General features: G+C 64.6%; 16 protein-coding genes. 1 reads left to right on the top strand and 15 read right to left on the bottom strand.

What is annotated here, in order from left to right; all coding sequences use genetic code 11:
• Positions 1 to 380 precede the first annotated feature (380 nt).
• The 14 genes from clpB to betB all read right to left on the bottom strand — a co-directional run bounded on the left by clpB (position 381) and on the right by betB (position 16400).
• Positions 381 to 3002 (bottom strand): ATP-dependent chaperone ClpB, encoded by a 2622-nt coding sequence (gene clpB / locus J6595_RS22080; protein ID WP_209597868.1) that lies wholly within the window; start codon positions 3000 to 3002, stop codon positions 381 to 383.
• 306 nt (positions 3003 to 3308) lie between these two features.
• Positions 3309 to 3962 (bottom strand): glutathione S-transferase family protein, encoded by a 654-nt coding sequence (locus tag J6595_RS22085; protein ID WP_209597871.1) that lies wholly within the window; start codon positions 3960 to 3962, stop codon positions 3309 to 3311.
• A gap of 124 nt (positions 3963 to 4086) precedes the next feature.
• Positions 4087 to 5352 (bottom strand): beta-ketoacyl-ACP synthase II, encoded by a 1266-nt coding sequence (gene fabF / locus J6595_RS22090; protein ID WP_209597873.1) that lies wholly within the window; start codon positions 5350 to 5352, stop codon positions 4087 to 4089.
• Positions 5353 to 5720: 368 nt separating this feature from the next.
• Positions 5721 to 5957: an acyl carrier protein gene (locus J6595_RS22095; protein WP_026358398.1), complete on the bottom strand. Its 237-nt coding sequence runs from the start codon at positions 5955 to 5957 to the stop codon at positions 5721 to 5723.
• A 196-nt stretch (positions 5958 to 6153) separates the two neighbouring features.
• Positions 6154 to 6891, bottom strand: coding sequence for a 3-oxoacyl-[acyl-carrier-protein] reductase (fabG, locus tag J6595_RS22100; protein WP_209597875.1), 738 nt, complete (start codon positions 6889 to 6891; stop codon positions 6154 to 6156).
• 70 nt (positions 6892 to 6961) lie between these two features.
• The gene (gene fabD / locus J6595_RS22105) at positions 6962 to 7897 is read right to left on the bottom strand and encodes an ACP S-malonyltransferase (protein WP_209597891.1); all 936 of its coding nucleotides are present in this window, start codon (positions 7895 to 7897) and stop codon (positions 6962 to 6964) included.
• Positions 7898 to 8036: 139 nt separating this feature from the next.
• A complete protein-coding gene (locus J6595_RS22110; RefSeq protein WP_209597877.1) occupies positions 8037 to 8939 on the bottom strand; it encodes a carbohydrate ABC transporter permease in 903 nt (300 codons plus the stop codon).
• Between the two features lie 13 nt (positions 8940 to 8952).
• On the bottom strand, positions 8953 to 9804 hold the full coding sequence (locus tag J6595_RS22115; protein ID WP_245199098.1) for a carbohydrate ABC transporter permease: 852 nt from the start codon (positions 9802 to 9804) through the stop codon (positions 8953 to 8955).
• A gap of 684 nt (positions 9805 to 10488) precedes the next feature.
• On the bottom strand, positions 10489 to 11808 hold the full coding sequence (locus tag J6595_RS22120; protein WP_209597879.1) for an ABC transporter substrate-binding protein: 1320 nt from the start codon (positions 11806 to 11808) through the stop codon (positions 10489 to 10491).
• A gap of 151 nt (positions 11809 to 11959) precedes the next feature.
• Positions 11960 to 13024 (bottom strand): ABC transporter ATP-binding protein, encoded by a 1065-nt coding sequence (locus J6595_RS22125; RefSeq protein WP_209597881.1) that lies wholly within the window; start codon positions 13022 to 13024, stop codon positions 11960 to 11962.
• A 256-nt stretch (positions 13025 to 13280) separates the two neighbouring features.
• On the bottom strand, positions 13281 to 13439 hold the full coding sequence (locus tag J6595_RS22130) for a hypothetical protein (RefSeq protein WP_209597883.1): 159 nt from the start codon (positions 13437 to 13439) through the stop codon (positions 13281 to 13283).
• 70 nt (positions 13440 to 13509) lie between these two features.
• Positions 13510 to 14265 carry an anti-sigma factor gene (locus J6595_RS22135; protein WP_209597885.1) on the bottom strand — a complete coding sequence of 252 codons (756 nt, stop codon included), beginning with the start codon at positions 14263 to 14265 and terminating at the stop codon, positions 13510 to 13512.
• The gene (locus J6595_RS22140) at positions 14262 to 14819 is read right to left on the bottom strand and encodes a sigma-70 family RNA polymerase sigma factor (RefSeq protein WP_245199094.1); all 558 of its coding nucleotides are present in this window, start codon (positions 14817 to 14819) and stop codon (positions 14262 to 14264) included. Before J6595_RS22140 ends, J6595_RS22135 begins: the two co-directional genes overlap by 4 nt.
• A 117-nt stretch (positions 14820 to 14936) precedes the next feature.
• Positions 14937 to 16400, bottom strand: a complete 1464-nt coding sequence (betB, locus tag J6595_RS22145) for a betaine-aldehyde dehydrogenase (RefSeq protein WP_209597887.1) — start codon at positions 16398 to 16400, stop codon at positions 14937 to 14939.
• Positions 16401 to 16653: 253 nt separating this feature from the next.
• On the opposite strand from betB, the gene J6595_RS22150 reads away from it, so the two are divergent.
• Entirely contained in the window at positions 16654 to 18597 is a 1944-nt protein-coding gene (locus J6595_RS22150; protein WP_209597889.1) for a methyl-accepting chemotaxis protein, read from the top strand.
• Between the two features lie 774 nt (positions 18598 to 19371).
• Here J6595_RS22150 and J6595_RS22155 read toward each other — a convergent pair.
• Positions 19372 to 20073, bottom strand: a 702-nt coding sequence (locus J6595_RS22155) for a flagellin (RefSeq protein WP_280891712.1), incomplete at its 5' end; no start/stop codon positions are given.

Here is a 20073-nt window from a genome sequence, read left to right on the forward strand (position 1 = left end):
TTCAAGCCGTCGCCGAAAGATCGGGATCGAAGAAAGTCGGCATCATCGCCGTCGCCAGAAAGCTTCTCACTGTTCTCAACGCCATGCAGAGAGACAGAAAGGCGTTCGAATGAACACAGTTGCCAGAGATCGTCGGGCGCCCTCGCGCGAAACCGCAATGGGCGGCAATCGCCATGCCGCGGCGGTTGCCCCTGGATTCTCGGGACGGGGCCCGAGAATGACGGTGCAAACGGGCTTTCCGCCGCGCCTGCATTGCTTCCATGTGCCCGAGAATGACGGCGTGGGGGGGCAGGCAGCGGCCTTTCTGACAGCGTGCGCCATCAAAAAAGCGCGGGCCCTTTCGGACCCGCGCCTTTCATTCTTCCGTCATCAGCAGAGCCTTAAGCCGCCACCCGGTCTCCCTCGACACCGTTTTTCGAGCCGACGACGTAGAAGTTCAGCCGGTCGGTGCCGCCGGAAATCTTCACCGTCTGCTCGTCCCGCACCTCGCCCATCAGGATCTTCTCGGCGAGCGGGTCCTGCACCTCGCGCTGGATGACGCGCTTCAGCGGCCTTGCGCCATAGGCGGGGTCGTAGCCCTTCTGCGCCAGCCATTCGCGGCCGGTCTCGTCGAGCGCGATGGTGATCTTGCGCTCGGCGAGCAGCTTTTCGAGCCGCGCCATCTGGATGTCGACGATGGCGCCCATCTCCGAGCGGTGCAGCCGGTGGAACAGGATCACGTCGTCGACGCGGTTGAGGAATTCCGGCCGGAAGGAGGCCCGCACGACATTCATCACCTCTTCGCGCGCCGCTTCAGCGTTTTCGTCCTCGCCGAGCGCCACCAGGAACTCGGACCCAAGGTTCGAGGTCATGATGATCATCGTGTTGCGGAAGTCGACCGTCCGCCCCTGCCCGTCCGTCAGCCGCCCGTCGTCGAGCACCTGCAGGAGAACGTTGAAGACGTCCGGATGCGCCTTTTCGATCTCGTCGAAGAGGATCACCTGATAGGGCCGGCGCCGGACCGCTTCCGTCAGCGCACCGCCTTCCTCGTATCCGACATAGCCGGGAGGCGCGCCGATCAGCCGGGCGACGGAGTGCTTCTCCATATATTCCGACATGTCGATGCGCACCATCGCCGCCTCGTCGTCGAAGAGGAAGCTCGCCAAGGCTTTCGTCAGCTCGGTCTTGCCGACGCCCGTGGGGCCGAGGAACATGAACGAGCCGATCGGCCGGTTCGGATCCTGCAGGCCCGCCCGCGCCCGGCGCACCGCGCGCGACACCGCCTGCACGGCCTCGCCCTGGCCGACGACGCGCTTCTGCAGCGAGTCCTCCATCCTGAGCAGCTTGTCGCGCTCGCCTTCGAGCATCCGATCGACGGGAATCCCGGTCCAGCGCGAGACGACCTGGGCGACGTGATCGGCTGTCACGGTCTCCTCGACCATGTTGGCCGCGCCCTTGCCGTCGTTCGCCTCGGCTTCCTTCACCGCAGCTTCCAGCTTCGGGATCTCGCCATAGGCCAGCTCGCCGGCGCGCTGGAACTCGCCCTTGCGCTGAGCGATGGCAAGTTCGTTGCGCGCTTCGTCGAGCTGGCGCTTGAGGTCGGCCGCCTGGCCGAGCTTGGACTTTTCCGCCTGCCAGGCCTGGGTGATCCGGTCGGACTCTTCCTCAAGATTCGCCAGTTCGCCTTCCAGGCGTTCCAGCCGATCCTTCGAGGCGTCGTCGGTCTCCTTCTTCAGCGCCTCGCGCTCGATCTTCAGCTGCATGATGCGCCGGTCGATCTCGTCGAGGGCCTCGGGCTTGGAATCCACCTGCATGCGCAGCCGCGCCGCGCCCTCGTCGACGAGATCGATGGCCTTGTCCGGCAGGAAACGGTCGGTGATGTAGCGGTTCGACAGCTGCGCAGCGGCGACGAGCGCGGAATCGGAGATCCGCACCTGATGGTGCTGCTCGTATTTCTCCTTCAGGCCGCGCAGGATCGAGATCGTGTCCTCGACCGTCGGCTCGGAGACGAAGACCGGCTGGAAGCGCCTTGCCAGCGCCGGGTCCTTTTCGACGTGCTTCCTGTATTCGTCGAGAGTGGTCGCGCCGATGCAGTGGAGCTCGCCTCTCGCCAAAGCGGGCTTCAAAAGGTTCGACGCATCCATTGCGCCGTCCGCCTTGCCGGCGCCGACGAGGGTATGCATCTCGTCGATGAACAGGATCACCGAGCCGGCCGCCGCCGTGACTTCGGACAGAACCGCCTTCAGCCGCTCCTCGAACTCGCCGCGATATTTCGCGCCGGCAATCAGTGCGCCCATGTCGAGCGCCATCAGCTTCTTGTCGCGAAGGCTCTCCGGCACGTCGCCATTGACGATGCGCAGCGCCAGCCCTTCGGCGATCGCGGTCTTGCCGACGCCGGGCTCACCGATCAGCACCGGATTGTTCTTGGTGCGCCGGGAAAGAACCTGCAGGGTGCGGCGGATCTCGTCGTCGCGACCGATCACCGGGTCGAGCTTGCCCTCGCGGGCCGCCTCGGTCAGGTCGCGGGCATATTTCTTCAAGGCGTCATAGCCCGATTCCGCCGAGGCCGTGTCGGCGGTGCGGCCCTTGCGCAGATCCTCGATCGCCTCGTTAAGGCCCGACGGGGTGACGCCGGCCTTTTTGAGGATGTCGGCGGTCTTGGCGCCCTTCTCGATGGCGAGAGCAAGCAGCAGCCGCTCGACCGAGACGTAGCTGTCGCCGGCCTTTTTGGCGATCTCCTCGGCCGTCGCGAAGACCTTCGCGAGCGGCTGGGCGAGATACATCTGCCCCGAGCCGCCGGACACTTTCGGCATGGCTTTGAGCGCCGCCTCGACGCCGAGGCGCACCTCGCCTGGCCGCCCGCCCGCCTTCTCGATCAGGCCGCTGGCAAGCCCCTCCTCGTCGTCGATCAGCACCTTCAGGAGATGCTCGGGGGAAAACTGCTGATGGTCGGCCGAAACCGCCGCCGTCTGCGCCGCCTGGATGAAGCCCCGGACGCGTTCGGTGTATTTTTCCAGATTCATCGTTCTCTCCTTGCCGCGCAGCGCCCTCATCGAGGCACGCAACGCTAAAGACTGGAGTCCGGCTCCCGCATTCGGCGAGCCGCCCGGGTCGAATATGGGGGCCGGGAGGTCCCGCCGGAAGAGGCCGCAAGCGTTATTGTTGCATAAATGTTACGGCACTTCATTCGCACCGCCCGCGTGACCGGCCCGAAAGGTCGGGCCGCACCGTGCTGGCGAAATGTAAGAGGCTGCGTTCCTCTCGCAATCGACTGCCGGCGAGAAGAGTGCTCTTTCAGTGTGGAGGCTGGCGCCCCCGCCTGCTCGGCGTCACCCTTTCGGAAGGGTCAGCCCCTCACGCTCGAAGGCCGCCCTGACCGCCGGGCGCTCTGCCATGCGCTGGGCATGAGCGGTCCAGACGGGAAAGTCCGCCGCCATGTCGTAGCGAAGGACGGAGCCCCTGCCCCAGGTCCAGAAGACGATGAGATAGGGGTCCGCGACGCTGTAGCTTTCGCCGGCGGCCCAGACGTCGCCGGCCTTGGCCAGCTTCTCCTCGACCATGGCGAAGATCTCGCGGGTCGCCTTCCTGCCGGTCTCGACGACGTCGGCCTTGCCCTCTTCGGTCGAGGCATAGCGCTCGGCGCGGCGGATATGGGCGTAGCTCGGGTGGACGGTCGAGGACATGAAGGCCAGCCATTCGGCGCAGCGCGCCTCGCCGACGGGATCTGCCGGCCACAGATGGCTTTCGGGGTGTGTGATCGCGACATAGCGCAGGATCGCCGGGTTCTCGGTGACGGTCAGATCGCCATCGACCAAGGCCGGGACGCGGCCCTTCGGATTGATCTTCAGATAGTCCGCGCTCTTCTGCTCGCCCTTGGCCATGTCGAGCCGCACGGCCTCGAAATCTGCACCCGCTTCTTCAAGAGCGATGTGCGAGGCGAGCGAACAGGCGCCCGGCGCGTAAAAGAGTTTCATGCGTGGCATCGTTCAACCCCTCCTGAATGCGCCGCGACGCGCGAATGGCGCCGTCATCGGCATGTGCCAATGAAAAAGGGCGGATGATCGCCTCGACCACCCGCCCCTCGAAGATTTCCGCCCCGCGGCCCGCCTAGTCGGTGAAGCGGCGCATCACCAACGATGCGTTGGTTCCACCAAAGCCGAAGGAGTTCGACAGAACGGTATCGATCCGCTTCTCCTTCTTGACGTGGGGCACGAGGTCGATGGGCGTGTCGACCGAAGGATTGTCGAGATTGAGCGTCGGCGGCGCGACATTGTCGCGGATCGCCAGCGCCGAGAAGATCGCCTCGACGGAGCCCGCCGCCCCGAGAAGATGGCCGATCGCCGACTTGGTGGAGGACATGGTGATCTTGGCGGCGTCTTCCCCGGCAAGCCGCTCGAAGGCGCGAAGCTCGATCTCGTCGCCCATCGGCGTCGAGGTGCCATGGGCGTTGACGTAGTCGAGATCGCCCGCGGCAATGCCCGCCCGCTTCAAAGCGGCCGACATGCAGCGGAACGCGCCGTCGCCATCCGCCGCCGGAGCGGTGATGTGATAGGCGTCGCCGGAGAGGCCGTAGCCGATGATCTCGGCATAGATCCGTGCGCCGCGCGCCTTGGCGTGTTCGAGCTCTTCCAGGACGACGACACCGGCGCCCTCGCCCATGACGAAGCCGTCGCGATCCCGGTCGTAGGGACGGGACCCGGCCTTGGCATCATGATTGAAGTGGGTCGAAAGTGCCTTGCAGGCCGAGAAGCCGGCGACCGAAAGCCGGCAGACCGGTGATTCGGCGCCGCCCGCGACCATCACCTCCGCGTCGCCGAGCGCGATCAGGCGGCTCGCATCGCCAATGGCGTGCGCGCCGGTCGAGCAGGCGGTGACGACGGAATGGTTCGGCCCCTTCAGGCCGTTGCGGATCGACACGTGGCCGGAGGCAAGATTGATCAGACTGCCGGGGATGAAGAAGGGGGACACCCGGCGCGGCCCCTTTTCGGCGAGGATCAGCGAGGTCTTCTCGATGCCCTGCAGGCCGCCGATCCCGGAACCGATCAGGACGCCGCTGGCGATCTGGTCCTCGTAGGATTCCGGATGCCAGTCCGCATCGTCGAGGGCTTCCGACGCAGCCGCCATGGCGTAGACGATGAAATCGTCGACCTTGCGCTGCTCCTTCGGTTCCATCCACTGGTCGGCATTGAAGGTACCGTTATGGCCGTCGCCCCGCGGGATCTGGCACGCGATCTGGCAGGGAAGATCGGAAACCTCGAAGTTCTCGATCTTCGACGCGCCGCTCTCGCCGGCCAGAAGCCGCTTCCAAGTGACCGATGCGCCGGCGCCGAGGGGGGTGACCATCCCGACGCCGGTGATGACTACTCGTCTCATTTGCGCTCTTTTGCCAGACAGACGAGCCGTCTTCCAGCGGAGCGACTTCGACTGTCGAAACCTGTTTGCGGGATCCGCAGGCTCAAATCTCGAATTCGAAAGCTCCGCTCGAAGGACAAACTCTCTGGTTTGGTGGATCTGAAGTTCGCGACGGCCTCTATCGGAGCGCGGGGGCGAACTTCAAATCCGAAACCTACACTAGATCAAATAATTACCTAGTGTCACTACGGTTGTGAAGCTCGCCGAGCGACGCTCCAGCACTCGTGGCGAACCCATTGATCAGGACAATGCTGCCCCCGTCGATTCCGGACAAATCCCGTCGCCCTCAAGCAACGGGACGCCATGACCGGAACAGAAACACGAGAGGATCAGGCCTGGTTCTTCTCGATGAACTTGACGGCGTCACCGACGGTGAGGATCGTCTCGGCCGCATCGTCGGGGATCTCGACGCCGAACTCTTCCTCGAAGGCCATGACAAGCTCGACGGTGTCGAGGCTGTCCGCCCCGAGGTCGTCGATGAAACTGGCGTTCTCGGTGACTTTTTCCTGCTCGACGCCCAAATGTTCGACGACGATCTTCTTCACTCGCTCGGCGGTATCACTCATAGTCATTCCTCTGCTGTGATGACGTTTGCCGTTCGTTAGACGCGAGACGGCCGTTTATCAAGCGGCACGCGCCGTTTTAACCGGCGGCACCATGAAATCAGGCCCCGGGATTGTCGAAGGGCCGATTGGATAGCATCTTCGCCCGGCTCCGCAAAACCGGAGGACGGGCGGGGACGAAGCGGCCCCTCGCATTTGCTCAGATCATCGCCATGCCGCCGTTGACATGGATGGTTTGCCCCGTGACATAGCCGGCCTCGCTCGAAGCCAGATAGACCGCAGCCGTGGCGATTTCGGCAACCTCTCCCATGCGCTTCATGGGAATCATCCCCAGAATTGAGTCACGCTGCTTATCGTTCAGCTTATCCGTCATGGCGCTGGAAATGAAGCCGGGAGCGATGCAGTTCACGGTCACGCCGCGCGACGCGATTTCCTGGGCGAGCGACTTCGAAAAGCCCACCATTCCCGCCTTGGCGGCGCAGTAGTTGGCCTGGCCGGGATTGCCGCTCGTGCCCACGACCGACGTAATGTTGATGACGCGACCGTGGCGCTTGCGCATCATCGGGTGAACGAGTTCGCGGGTCAGGCGGAAGGCGGCCGTGAGGTCGATCTCGAGGACCTGGTCCCAATTCTCGTCGGACATGCGCACGAACAGGCCGTCCTTGGTGATGCCGGCGTTGTTGACCAGAATGTCGACGCCGCCGAGGGCCTCGGTCGCCTTTTCGGCAAGGGCCGTCTGGCCGTCGCGCTCGGCAAGATTTGCCGGTAGCACGGCGCAGCGATCGCCGAGGGAGCTGGCGAGTTCATCCAGCTTTTCCTGCCGCGTGCCGTGCAGGCCGACGATTGCGCCCTGCGCATGAAGCGCTCTTGCGATCGCCTCGCCAATGCCGCCGGTTGCGCCGGTGACGAGGGCCTTGCGGTCGGTCAGGTCGAACATCTTGATTTCCTCGGGCAGTGTGGTCCAGCGGGTGGCGTCCGCGTTGCATTGGTCGTTTGTCGGAAAAGGATCAACGGCTTTCGACGAAGGCCCGCACCGCCTCCGGCGTACCGATCGCCTGGGCCGAAAGACGCTTGTCGATCCGCTTGCAAAGGCCGCTCAGTACCTTGCCGCTGCCGATCTCGACGACATCGCCGACGCCGGCGCCGGCGAGATATTCCATGCTCTCGCGCCAGCGCACCTCGCCGGTGACCTGACGGACCAGGCGGTCGCGGATCTCAGCCGGATCGCTGGTCGGCGTCGCGGTCACATTCGAGACGACCGGCACCTTCGGCGCGGTGATCGTGGCATTTGCCAGGGCTTCGGCCATGGCCTCGGCGGCAGGCGCCATCAGGCTGCAATGGAAGGGCGCCGAGACGGTCAAGGGGATCGCCCGCTTGGCGCCGAGTTCGGGCGCCAGTGCGACGGCGCGCGCGACTGCCGCGGCAGCGCCGGAGATAACGATCTGGCCGCCACCATTGTCATTGGCCGGCGACAGGACCTCGCCCTCGGCCGCGCGCACGCAGAGATCGGCGACGGCGGCAGCTTCAAGCCCGAGGATCGCGGCCATCGCTCCCTCGCCCGCCGGCACGGCCGCCTGCATCGCCCGGCCGCGCAGGCGCAGGAGCCTCGCGGTCTCGGCGATGCCGAGCGCCTCGGCCGCGGCGAGCGCCGAATATTCGCCGAGCGAATGGCCAGCGACGAATGTCGCATCGCTGACGGCAAACCCCTCGGCGCCGAGCGCACGCATGGCCGCCATCGACACGGCCATCAACGCCGGCTGGGCATTCTCGGTGAGCGTGAGGGTCTCTTCCGGACCCTCGAAGATCAGAGCCGAGAGCTTTTCGCCGAGCGCCTCATCGACCTCGTCAAAGACGGCGCGGCTCTGCGGATAGGCGTCCGCAAGCGACCGGCCCATTCCCACGGCCTGGCTGCCTTGCCCGGGAAAAACCAGCGCCATCGTCATCATCGTTGCTCCGCAAATCATTTCTCTCAGATCGAGTGGCGAGGGCAATGAGGGCTGTGAAGGAAGGTGTCAAGCATGCGCTGCACAATGGAGGCGTGCCGCATCGCATCTCTGGATGGAAAACTGCCCTGCGCCGCGGCTACTCCTTCACCGCTCCCGTCATCGAGGAGACGTAGTAGTCGACGAAGAAGGAATAAAGGATCACCACCGGCAAGGAGCCGAGCAGCGCGCCGGACATCAGCGCTCCCCATTCGTAGATGTCGCCTCTGACGAGCTCGGTCAGGACGCCGACCGGCACCGTCTTGTTCTCCGAGGAGGAAATGAAGGTCAGCGCGTAGATGAACTCGTTCCAGGACAGGGTGAAGGCGAAGATGCCGGCCGAAATCAGCCCGGGCACCGCGAGCGGCAGGACGACCTTCGTCAGGATCTGCCAACGCGTCGCGCCGTCGACCAGCGCCGATTCCTCCAGCTCGAAGGGAATGGTGCGGAAATAGCCCATCAAAAGCCAGGTGCAGAAGGGGATGAGGAAGGTCGGATAGGTGAGGATCAGCGCCAGCCGCGAATCGAAGATGCCGACCTGAAAGACGATGAAGGCCAGCGGAATGAACAGGATCGACGGCGGCACCAGATAGGCGAGAAAGATCATCAGCCCGGTCGTGCGCGCGCCGGTGAAGCGGATGCGCTCGATCGCATAGGCGGCGAAGACCGAAGCGAAGAGCGAGATGAAGGTCGAGGCGACGGCGACCAGCATCGTGTTCCACAACCAGCCCGGATAGGAGGTCTCGAACAAGAGATACTTGATGTGTTCGAGCGTCGGCTCGACCACCCAGAAGGGCGAGTATTCGCTGTAGTTCGTCAGCTGCGCGTCCGGCTTCACCGCCGTGATCGCCATCCAGTAGAACGGGAAGAGCAGGACGAAGACGAAACAGGCGAGCGGCAGATAGACGACGAAGATCCGCCTGAGCGGCGTGTTGAACTGGTCCATGCCTTCCGAATCGTCGCGGAGGGCCGATTGGGTCGAGGGCAGCGTCTGTTGGCTCATCGGAGAAGTTTCCTCAGTCGTTTCCGCCCTGCTGCCATTTGCGGCGCTGCAGACCGAAGAAGGAGAACAGGATGGCGGCGAGCAGGAACGGGATCATCGCCACGGCAATCGCCGCGCCCTCGCCGAGCTGGCCGCCGGGGATCGCCCGCTGGAAGGACAGGGTCGCCATCAGATGGGTGGCGTTCACCGGGCCGCCGCGGGTCAGAACGTAGATCAGCTGGAAGTCGGTGAAGGTGAACAGCACCGAGAAGGTCATCACCACCGCGATGATCGGGGTCAGCAGCGGCAGGGTGATCTTGGTGAAACGCTGCCAGGAGGTCGCGCCGTCGAGCGCCGCCGCCTCGTTCAGCGACTGCGGAATGGTCTGCAGCCCGGCGAGCAGCGAGATCGCCACGAAGGGAATGCCGCGCCAGACATTGGCCGCGATGACGGCGGCCCGCGCATTGTTCGGATCCCCGAGAAAGTTGATCGGCGCATCGATCCAGCCCCACTGCATCAGCACCCAGGAAATGATCGAGAACTGGCTGTCATAGATCCACCAGAAGGCGAGCGCCGACAGGACCGTCGGCACCACCCAGGGCAGGAGAATGATCGCCCGGAAAACGGTCTTGAACGGCAGATGCTCGTTGAGGATCAGCGCCAGCCAGAGGCCAAGGGCAAATTTCAGGACCGAGGCGACGAAGGTGTAGAGAATGGTGTTGTAGACCGACAGCCAGAACACCGGGTCGTCGAAAAGCCAGGTGTAGTTCTCGAAGCCGATCCACACGCCGTTCCGGCCGATGGTCGTGTCGGTGAAGCCGAGCCAGACGCCGAGACCGAGCGGATAGGTCAGAAAGCACAGGAGAAACACCGCCGCCGGCAGCATGAACAGGAAGCCGAGCCCGTTGCGGCTTTCGACGAAGCGGCGCAGGACGTTTGGGCGGGCATATGTGGCGCCGCGCGATCCGGTGGTGTCTATGGCGGCCATAAGCGAAGGCTCCGTGGGATGCTTTCAGCCCGTCGAAAAACGGGCATGCGATTCCGGTTTAAGAAGGCCGACCGACAGGGCGACAGCATCAACGCATCGTCATTCTCGGGCCCCGTCCCGAGAATCCAGAGATCGTCGGGCGCTTTCCATTTCAGCTGCATAGGGCGGCAGCGACCGATGCAGCGGCAACCGCCCCTGGATTCTCGGGACGGGGCCCGAGAATGACGAAGTTTCAACCTTCGCGGCCATCCATCGTCGCAGTGGCCCTTACCCGCAGAGGCCTCGCAAGCCGGCCCGCCGCCAGATCCCCGACGCGCCGTCATCCTCGGGCTTGTCCCGAGGATCTCCTGCCATCACCGCTACAGAAGCGGTGCAGGAAGCCACGCTCCTCGCCGGCCAGCCCTTTGCCCCGCGGCGGGAGACCCTCGGGACAAGCCCGAGGATGACGAAGGTCGCTATGCCATGGCTTCGGCGACCGGCCGATGCCGCGCCTAGCGCCCCCTCGCCCTTCGAGGCTCACCCGCTCTCGCGAGCGGGCGAGCACCTCAGGATGAGGGAGCTAGAGAGGCGCATGCCCCCGCCTTACCTGTAGTACCGCGCGATGCGCCTTTCGGCGTTGGCGATCGCGTCTTCCGTCGAGCGCTGGCCGGTGACGGCTTCGGCGAACATGTCGACGAGTACGTAGTCGGCCATCACGCCGGCCGACGAGGGCCCGAGCGGCCCGGCAAAGCCGTTCGGCCGCAGGCTCGCCGAGGCGTTGGCATAGGCCTTGTGAACCGGGTTGGACGACCACACGGGATTGTCCTCGAACTGCTTCAGCGGCTGGCAGCAATAGGCGCTGGCGCCCTCGAGCCAGGCATTGAACCGCTCCGGCTGGAACATGAAGGCGATGTAGGCCTTGGCGGCTTCGGGATACTGGGTGTGCTGGAAGACGTTGATCGTCGAGGTCTGATGCAGCTCGACCGACTTGCCGACGGGGCCGACCGGCAGGTTGGTGGTGCGGATGTCCTCGGCGATCTCGGCCATCGCCGGATCCTTCCTGGCAGCGTAATAGAGCGAGACGCCGTTGGCGGTCAGCGAAATCTGGCCGGCGAGGAAGGCGCGGTTGTTGTTGATGTCGAGCCAGCTTTCGGTGCCGGGAATGAAGGTCGCGTAGAGCGCCTTGGCATATTCGATCGCAGCCTTGGTCTCCGGGCTGTTGATCGCCACCTCGCCATTCTCGTCGACGGTCTTGCCGCCATGGCTCCAGAGCAGCCAGTGGGCGTAGTTGTTGCCGTCGCCGACCGCCTTGCCATGCGGGAATCCGGCGGGCGTGCCCTTGTCCTTCATCGCCTGGCAGAGCTTGAGGAAACCGTCGGTATCCTGCGGGAACTCGTCGAAGCCGGCTGCCTTCATGTGGCTGTCGCGGTAGCAGATCGCGTTGCCGATGGCGCAGAGCGGGATGGCGATGAACTTGCCGTCCTCGGTGGTCGCATAGCCCTTGAGGCCCTCATACCAGCCGCCATAAGCCTCGCCGAGCGCGTTGCCGAGATCGGTGACGTCGACCAGCTTGTCGGGATACTGGAACGGATCGTCGAACCAGCTCATCACCATGTCCGGTCCGGAGCCGACATTGGCGGCGACGGCAGCCTTGGGGCGCACGTCCTCCCAGCTTTCCTGGTCGATGCGGACCTCGACGCCGGTCGCCTCGGTGAAGGCCCGGGTGTTGGCGTTGAAGGCCTCTTCCTCGCCGGTCACGAAGGGCACCCAGCGAAGCAGGCGAAGGGATGCGCCCTCCTCCGGCTGGAACTGGGGCATCGTGGCCTGCGCGAAGGCTCGCTTTGCGCCTAGCGGGCCTGTCAGCGCCATTCCGGCAGCGATGCCGGCCGTCCCCTGAAGCAGGGTTCTGCGATTGATGGTCATGACGTTTCCTCCCTGTCACAACGAATTCGTCTGTCTTGATGCCGGCCCTTGCAATGGCGACCGGATCGGTTTCGACCTCATCCTCCCTTCCGGCCTTCAGCCGGAACGTCGCGGCTCGGCGCCGACGCGCCCGAGGTCGCCGCAAACCTGTCTAGGCTGACACCCGGTCTCCCGATTTCGCATCGAAGACGTGGACGCTCTCGCGATCGATGGCCACCTTGATCTCCTCGCCGGGCTTCGCCGCAATCCGCTCCCGGAAGACGCAGGTCACCGGCGTTTCGCCGAGCCTTGCGAGGACGTGCGTTTCCGAGCCGGTCGGCTCGACAACGTCGACGGTGAGCGGAACCTCGCCGCCGAGGCGGAAGCTCTCCGGCCGGACGCCGTAGATCAGCTCCTTGCCTGGCTCGGCCTCGCCCGGCCTTTCGATGGGCAGGCGGATGCCGTCGCCGGTCGAAAAACTCTGGCGATCCTTCGCCTCGACGCTTCCGGTCAGAAAGTTCATCGCTGGCGAGCCGATGAAGCCGGCGACGAAGAGATTGTCCGGCCTGTCGTAAAGCTCCAGCGGGGTGCCGACCTGCGCGACCCGGCCGTCATGCATCACGACGATCTTGTCGGCCATTGTCATCGCCTCGATCTGATCGTGGGTGACATAGACCGTGGTCGTCTTCAGCCGCTGGTGCAGGTTCTTCATCTCGGTGCGCATCGAGACGCGCAGCTTGGCGTCGAGGTTCGACAGCGGCTCGTCGAACAGGAAGACCTGCGGCTCGCGCACGATCGCCCGGCCCATGGCGACGCGCTGGCGCTGGCCGCCGGAAAGCTGTCGGGGATAGCGGTCGAGCAGATGCGTCAGCCCGAGGATTTCGGCGGCAGGGCGAACCCGCTCGGCGATCTCGGCCTTCTTCGCGCCCTTCAGCGTGAGCGAAAAGCCCATGTTCTCGGCGACGGTGATATGCGGGTAGAGCGCATAGTTCTGGAACACCATGGCGATGTCCCGCTCCTTGGGCGGCAGTTGGTTGACCACCCGGTCGCCGATCCAGATCTCGCCGGCGGAGACGTGCTCGAGCCCGGCGAGCATCCTCAACAGTGTCGACTTGCCACAGCCCGATGGCCCAACCAGAACGACGAATTCGCCCTCGGAAATGTCGATCGACACGCCGTGCAGGACCTCCACCGTTCCGAATGCCTTGCGAACCTCCCGAAACGCCACCGGCGCCATACGCTTCCCCCCAACGTATTCTTTGTGGGCATAGTGGCGTCTTATCGGAGGAAGCGCAACAGTCGAGATGATCAATCTAAAGACGAATGATTCGGCGAGATATGCTGCATGTGCGAGCAAGGCCGAGACGTCACCTGCGCGCAGCGTGCTGCGGCCACACGACAACGTATACGCAAGAAAGCTGGCGGACAGAGCCGCCGTCACGTCTGCAGGCGACGGCAGCCGATCGCCCGCGGCGGGTTCTTTTCGCCGGCGCCTATTCGGGTCTCAGCAGAATGATGATGGCGAAGACGACGAAGCCGACGACGGCGATCTTCCAGAAGTCGCCGCGTCGGCGCAGGCCCGGCAGTCCGAGCGGGCGCACCAGATGCGCGACCATCAGCAGAACGAAGAGGATCGAGAAAATCTTGCTCATGCCGGCAGCCGTAGCGGATGGCCGGGCGAAGCGAAATCAGTTTCTCCCGCAACGCCTCGAGACGATGCCCTCAGAGGGTGCTTAGCGGGCCGTGCGCGACGACCGGGCCCGTCGGTTGCCCGGTGGGCGAGCCGCCCTGCGGCTCCAGCGAAACGGCAAGACCCGCCCCCGGCTCGCCGACCGGCCGGTCGGTGAAGCGCAGCTGGATCGGCTGGGCGGGATTGAACACGCCGAGAGACAAGGGAGCCGCGCCATTGGGCGGCACCACCCAGAGTTCGGGCACGCGGTTGCCGAGATCTTCCTGGGCAACCGGGATCAGCGTTGCGACATCGTGGTCGCGGTCCATGACGACGGTGAAGATCGGCTGGCCCTGATCATTGGACAAAGTGCCGACGAGGACGTTCTCGAACCCATCGGGACCGACGCCTCCTACATTTGCAAGATTGCCCGAAACGACGATGAGAGCGGCAAGACTTGCGGCAGCAAGCCCCATGCCCGAGAGCCCGATCCACTGCCAGATTCCGGCCACCCGGCGCCCCCGCGGCCGCCTCGCCTCCGTGGCGCCGGCAGCAGAGCCCGCCAGGCGGCGCATGCGCGACAGCTCATCGGAAATCCGCGGCCAGACCCCGGATGAGGGCGTCGCGGGTTCGATCGCCTCGTAGAGCGGGGCGAACCGCTCGTTCCAGGCATCGACATCGGCGGCGAAGGTCGCATCTCGTTCGAGCCGGCGCTGGGCAGCCCGGCGCTCGGCACCGCTCAAGACGCCGAGCGCGTACTCGGCGGCCAGATCAGCCTCGTCACCATCATCGCTGCGCACATCGCTCATTGCGACAGACACCCTTTCAGCTTGATCAGCCCACGCCTGATCCGGCTCTTGATCGTTCCCAGGGGTACGCTCAACCGTTCCGCCAGGGTTTCATAGGTGATACCACCATAAAATGCCGCGAGGATGGACTTGTGCGTCCGCTCGTCGAGCGTTCCGAGACACTCCGTCAGTCGCCTTGCATCGTCGCTGTCGGCGAGGGCCGCGAACGCATCCGCCCCCTCGTCGGCAATGTCTTCTGCCTCGCCCATCGGCCTGTCGCCGCCGCGCCTGCCGATCTGACGCAGACGGTCGATCGAACGGTTGCGCGCGATGGTGGCAAGCCAGGTGATCGGGCTCGCCCGTTCGGCATCGAACCGGTCCGCCCGCCGCCAGACCGTCAGATAGACGTCCTGAAGAACGTCCTCCGCTTCCTCGCGGTCTTTCAATATACGGAAACAAACGCCGAATAGCTTCGCGGAGGTGTGCTCGTAGAGATCGCCGAGCGCATTTTCCTCTCCAATGGCGAGACGATCCATGATCGCGACGAGCGCCATGCGCCCCTGATCGGCCTGCAACAATCGTTCCTCCCGGTCGATGAGCCGGTTTTACTTTTCACCAAGCCGAACAATGTCGCGGGTGAAAGGTCAACCCCAGGACCTGTCTGCAAGACCCATGATACGTTGACAATATTGTCAGTAAGGCGCGTCTTCGGGTCCGGTCGCGATGTAGACAGACTTCACCTGGCTGTAGTGCTGCAGCGCCTCGCGGCCGTTCTCGCGGCCGATGCCGGAACGCTTGACCCCGCCGAACGGCATTTCCACCGGTGTCAGATTATAGGCGTTGACCCAGACCGTGCCGGCCTCGACGCGAGCGGCCATCCGATGGGCGCGAGAGAGATCGCGGGTGTAGATGCCGGCAGCAAGGCCGAAATCGGTGCCGTTCGCGCGACTGATGGCTTCCTCTTCGCCGGAGAAATCCATCACGCACATGACCGGTCCGAAGATCTCCTCGCTGGCGATGCGCATGTCGTCGGCGACATCGGTGAAGACAGTCGGCTCGACGAAATAGCCGTCTTCCAGACCGGCGACTTTTGCCGCGCCGCCACCGCAGGCGAGCGTCGCGCCTTCCTTTTTGCCGATGTCGAGATAGGAGAGGACGCGGTCATATTGCGGCCTGGAGACGAGCGGGCCGAGATGGGTGTCGGGATCGAGCGGATCGCCAAGACGGATCGCCTTCACCCGGGCGCAGAGCTTTTCCACGAAAGCCTCGCGGACGCTTCTTTCGACGAAGACCCGGGTGCCGTTCGAGCAGATCTGGCCGGTCGAATAGAAATTGCCGAGGATCGCGCCGGAAACCGCCGCGTCGAGATCGGCGTCGGCAAAGACGAGGATCGGCGATTTGCCGCCGAGTTCCAGCGTCACGTGCTTGGTCGTCTGCGAGGCCGCCCCCATGACCTTCGCTCCGGTGCCGACGGAGCCGGTCACCGAAACCTTCGCGATCGCCGGACTGGACGACAGCGCCGCGCCCAGCTCGCCCTTGCCCTGCAACACGTTGAAGACGCCGGCCGGCAGCCCCGCCTCGGTGTAGATCTCGGCGAGCTTCAGCGCCGAAAGCGGCGTCACCTCGGAGGGTTTGAAGATCATCGCATTGCCGCAGGCCAGGGCCGGCGCGCTCTTCCAGGCGGCGATCTGGATCGGGTAGTTCCACGCCCCGATGCCGGCGCAGATGCCGAGCGGCTCGTGCCTCGTATAGGCAAAGCCGTTGGTCAGCGGAATCTGGGCGCCGCGCATGTCGGCGGCGAGCGCTGCGAAATACTCGATGCAGTCTGCCCCCGAAGCGGCGTCCGCGACCCGCGTCTCCTGGATCGCCTTGCCGGTGTCGAGCGTCTCGATCTGGCTCAGCTCCTCATTGCGCTCGCGGACGAGCTCGGCCGCCCGTCTCAGAATTCGCGAGCGCTCCGCCCCGGCCATGGCCGCCCATTTCGCCTGCCCGCGCCGCGCAGCCTCGATCGTGCGCTCGATCAGCGCCGGTGTCGCGACATGGAGCCTCGCGATCGTCTCCCCGGTGGCGGGATAGACGCTGTCGAAGGCCTCTCCAGCCGCATCCTCGGCATAAGCGCCATCGACATAGTGGGAGGCTTCGGGCTGGGCTCGCATCTGCGGTCTCCTGTGCATGAATCATTCGACGCCGACATAGGGCAGCAGAGCCCATCGGCACCATCCCGCCGGATTGCAAGAACTGCTGAAGCTCCCTGAGCATATTCCATTCTTACGTCGTGCGTCGTGAATATAACCGTGGGTTAAGGTTTCCCGTCTTAAATAAAACAGTTGGCGTTTGCGAGCGTCTACACGTCACCACCCCGACGAAGGTCGACCGGCGCAACACTCCGCCTGTCGAAAGGATCATCCCATGTCTTTCACAAATCTGAAAATATCGACGAAACTGACCGTCACATTCGCACTGATCTTGCTGATCTCCATCACGGCCAATATTTTCGTCTATCGGAGCCTCGATACGATCCGGTCGGCGGTGGACGCCAATAGAAGAACGGAAAACGTCAGCGATCTTGCGACCGGAATGCGCATGACATTCCTCGAACAACGCGCGGCGTTGCGGGGATACCTGGCTCGCGGTACGGATCGCTACATCACTCAATACGAGAAGGCCAAGGCCGACTTCGCCAAGACCGTCTCGACCTTCATCTCCGAAACAGCGTTAGACGAACACCGCCAGCTCGCGAAACAGGTCGGCGAAAAGATCGGCGAATGGCAGCAGAAATCCGCGGAGCGGCAGATGGCGCTATACCGGGATCCTGCCACCAGAGCCAGCGCTGCCACCGTCGCCGCCTCGGTCAAATCCGATGAGGAAGCACAGCAACTCATCACGAAAATTCTTGAAAAGCAGGAGCAGCTCATCAAGGAGCGCAGCCAGGAGATCGCAGCGTCCGATACATGGGCGAGAACCGTGATGATCGCCGGCGGACTGATCGGCGCAGTCGCCGCGGTCGCATTCGCAATCCTGCTTTTGCGCGGAATTGCCACACCGGTCAGGGCAATGACCAGCGTGATGGGCCGCCTCGCCGAGGGCGACAAGACCGTCGATGTCCCGGCCGTCGGGCGCGGCGACGAAATCGGCCAGATGGCGGGCGCCGTCCTTCGCTTCAAGCAGGCTGCGCTGGAGCAGGAAAGGCTGGAGCAGGAAGCAGAAGCGGCCCGTCTCGCCCAGCAGTCCCAGCGCGAGCGTCAGACCGCAATCGACAACGCCAAGGCCGAGGATCTGAAAACCTTCGTCCACATGGTGGATGCCGGCTTCGAAGCCCTCTCCGACGGCAATCTCATGGTGCGCATGGACCAGCCCGTCGCCCCCGAATTCGAGCCGATCCGCGCAAAGTTCAACACCAGCGTCGAACGGCTCGAACAGGCCATTGGCGCCGTCGTTTCGAGCGTCATGGCCATCAATACCGGCCTGTCCGAAATCCGGACTGCCTCCACCGACCTCGCTCAGCGGACCGAACAGCAGGCCGCATCTCTCGAGGAGACGGTAGCGGCCCTCGGCGAGGTGACCGCGGGTGTGAACGAAACCGCGGAAGGCGCGATTCTCGCACAGATCAGCACCGAAAAGGCCGGCGAGAACGCCCGCCGCGGCGGAACGGTCGTTGCCAATGCCGTAACCGCGATGGCTGAGATCGAGAAATCGTCCGAACAGATCAGCCACATCATCTCGGTCATCGACGAAATCGCCTTCCAGACCAATCTGCTCGCGCTCAATGCCGGCGTCGAGGCGGCCAGAGCCGGCGAGGCCGGAAAGGGCTTCGCGGTGGTCGCCCAGGAGGTGCGCGCGCTGGCACAGCGTTCGGCGGAAGCGGCCAAGGAGATCAAGGGACTCATCTCGACCTCGTCGGTCCAGGTCGGCACTGGCGTCGAGCTCGTGCAGGCCTCGGGCGCCGCGCTCGAGCAGATCGTCACGCAGGTGACGGAGATGACCGATGTCATCAGCCGCATCGCCGCCAGCGCCAAGCAGCAGTCGACGAGCCTTCAGGAAGTTTCTTCGGCCGCCGACAACATGGACAAGGTCACCCAGACCAACGCCGCCATGGTCGAACAGACCACCGCCGCTGCAAGGACGATGGCGATCGAGACCGAAGAGCTCGCCGCCAAGGTCGCCATTTTCCGCACGAGGGAATCACAGGACCACAAAAGTGCGGCCAAGAAGGATCGCCCGACGGAGACGGCGCGGACCAGTGTGACACGATCGAAGCCGGCCGCGGCACCGCGTCCGGTCGCGCAGATGCGCCAGACGCAGAACGCGCAGCCGCGCCACGCAGAAGATCACGAGGACTGGACCGAGTTCTGATCCGCCGGCGGCGAGCAAGGCCTCCAGCCCCTCGCCGCCGATCGCATTCCCTTCCAGAGGGCCCCGGGCATTCCTGCCCGGGGCCCTTTGCGTTTCCGCAAGGCCGGAGTGCCGTCGAGAGCGCTGCGACGCGCTCCTCCTCCGGCCATCCACATGCGAGCGCACATGCACGGGCGTAGGCACAGTGCCCAAGCAACGAAGAGGCGAAGCCTTCTCTCGCCCGGCCTGCGGAAACCGTTGGCGAGGATGGGGTGTCGCCTTGGCGGCGAAAGCCTCGAAGCGCGAAGGCAAAAGAAGTCGACCAGCTCAGGCCCCCTGCGATCATACAGATCGAGCGGCGCCCTGCGCCTTTGCGGCGATGAAAGGCCTCATGCCGGCTCGCGGCACGATCACGGCGACGAGCCGGCAAGCGCTGCGGTTCTAGGAGCACGGGCCATGCCGCGGTGCTCCTTATTCCCGGGCGACGACGGCAAATGGCCCTTCTCGCCGAGAGCGCGAACCGGACCGCCCGCCCCTGAAAGGGTGAAGCGCGCGGCGGATCGCGCAGGGTCGCAAGGACCACGGCGGAAGAGGTCGCCTGGTCGCACAAAACGCTTCACGCGGCGTTTGCAAGATCGCCGGCGCGACGACCTTTCGCGGCGAGGGCATTGCCTTCTCGCTGGACCAAGCATCGGCCTGAGCCCGCCGCGATGACGGAACGACAAGACGCAGAAAGGGGCCGCCCAATGGACGGCCCCTTCCCGATTGTCCCGCTCGAAGCGGCTATCGCGATCCTTAACGGAAGAGCGAGAGCAGCGACTGCGAGGAGTTGTTGGCGATCGAAAGCGCCTGGACGCCGAGCTGCTGCTGGGTCTGCAGAGCCTTGAGGCGCGTCGACTCTTCGGTCATGTCGGCATCGACCAGCGTGCCGACGCCCTCGTCGACCGTATCCATCAGCTCGGAGACGAACTCCGTCTGCATTTCGATGCGGTTCTGAACGGCACCGAGGCTGGCGCCGGCCGTCGTGACCTGCGACAGCGCCTCGTCCACGACCTTGATATAGGCCTTGATCGTGTCGGAATCGGCCGTCGAGATGTCGATGTCCTCGACGCTGGTCGAGAAGGCGCCCGAAGCCGAAGCGGTCACGTCCGTGGCCGAAAGGCCCATGTCCGCCACTGCAATGCCCGTCGTGCCGCTCGTGGCCGCATTGGTCACCGAGAATTCTTCGAGCGACGTGAACGTCACCGCATCCGTGGTGCCGTCGATCTCGACCGTGATCCCGTCGATACCGGCATCCGACAGAGCCTGCTCGTAGACCGCCTTGAGGTCGGCATTCGAGCGGATCGACGTGTCGCTGAGACCCGCGTCGGCCAGCGTCTGCTGGGTGATCTCGACGGTGCGGGCCGCTTCGCCGTTCTGCGACACCGAGAAGGAGATCTTGTCGTCGGTCGCGGCGAAGTCGATCGCCGTGGTCTCGACGGTCGCGGTACCAACGGC

Source organism: Jiella mangrovi, from assembly GCF_017815135.1.
GTDB lineage: Bacteria > Pseudomonadota > Alphaproteobacteria > Rhizobiales > Rhizobiaceae > Jiella > Jiella mangrovi.

What these genes read in the sequence shown, in the direction of transcription:
- J6595_RS22150 (WP_209597889.1), top strand. Translation starts at nt 16,654, where the DNA reads ATGTCTTTCACAAATCTGAAAATATCGACGAAACTGACCGTCACATTC.
- J6595_RS22095 (WP_026358398.1), bottom strand. Translation starts at nt 5,957, where the DNA reads ATGAGTGATACCGCCGAGCGAGTGAAGAAGATCGTCGTCGAACATTTG.
- J6595_RS22135 (WP_209597885.1), bottom strand. Translation starts at nt 14,265, where the DNA reads ATGAGCGATGTGCGCAGCGATGATGGTGACGAGGCTGATCTGGCCGCC.
- clpB (WP_209597868.1), bottom strand. Translation starts at nt 3,002, where the DNA reads ATGAATCTGGAAAAATACACCGAACGCGTCCGGGGCTTCATCCAGGCG.
- fabG (WP_209597875.1), bottom strand. Translation starts at nt 6,891, where the DNA reads ATGTTCGACCTGACCGACCGCAAGGCCCTCGTCACCGGCGCAACCGGC.
- J6595_RS22120 (WP_209597879.1), bottom strand. Translation starts at nt 11,808, where the DNA reads ATGACCATCAATCGCAGAACCCTGCTTCAGGGGACGGCCGGCATCGCT.
- J6595_RS22115 (WP_245199098.1), bottom strand. Translation starts at nt 9,804, where the DNA reads ATGCTGCCGGCGGCGGTGTTTCTCCTGTGCTTTCTGACCTATCCGCTC.
- J6595_RS22130 (WP_209597883.1), bottom strand. Translation starts at nt 13,439, where the DNA reads ATGAGCAAGATTTTCTCGATCCTCTTCGTTCTGCTGATGGTCGCGCAT.
- fabF (WP_209597873.1), bottom strand. Translation starts at nt 5,352, where the DNA reads ATGAGACGAGTAGTCATCACCGGCGTCGGGATGGTCACCCCCCTCGGC.
- betB (WP_209597887.1), bottom strand. Translation starts at nt 16,400, where the DNA reads ATGCGAGCCCAGCCCGAAGCCTCCCACTATGTCGATGGCGCTTATGCC.
- J6595_RS22125 (WP_209597881.1), bottom strand. Translation starts at nt 13,024, where the DNA reads ATGGCGCCGGTGGCGTTTCGGGAGGTTCGCAAGGCATTCGGAACGGTG.
- fabD (WP_209597891.1), bottom strand. Translation starts at nt 7,897, where the DNA reads ATGACGATGGCGCTGGTTTTTCCCGGGCAAGGCAGCCAGGCCGTGGGA.
- J6595_RS22110 (WP_209597877.1), bottom strand. Translation starts at nt 8,939, where the DNA reads ATGAGCCAACAGACGCTGCCCTCGACCCAATCGGCCCTCCGCGACGAT.
- J6595_RS22085 (WP_209597871.1), bottom strand. Translation starts at nt 3,962, where the DNA reads ATGCCACGCATGAAACTCTTTTACGCGCCGGGCGCCTGTTCGCTCGCC.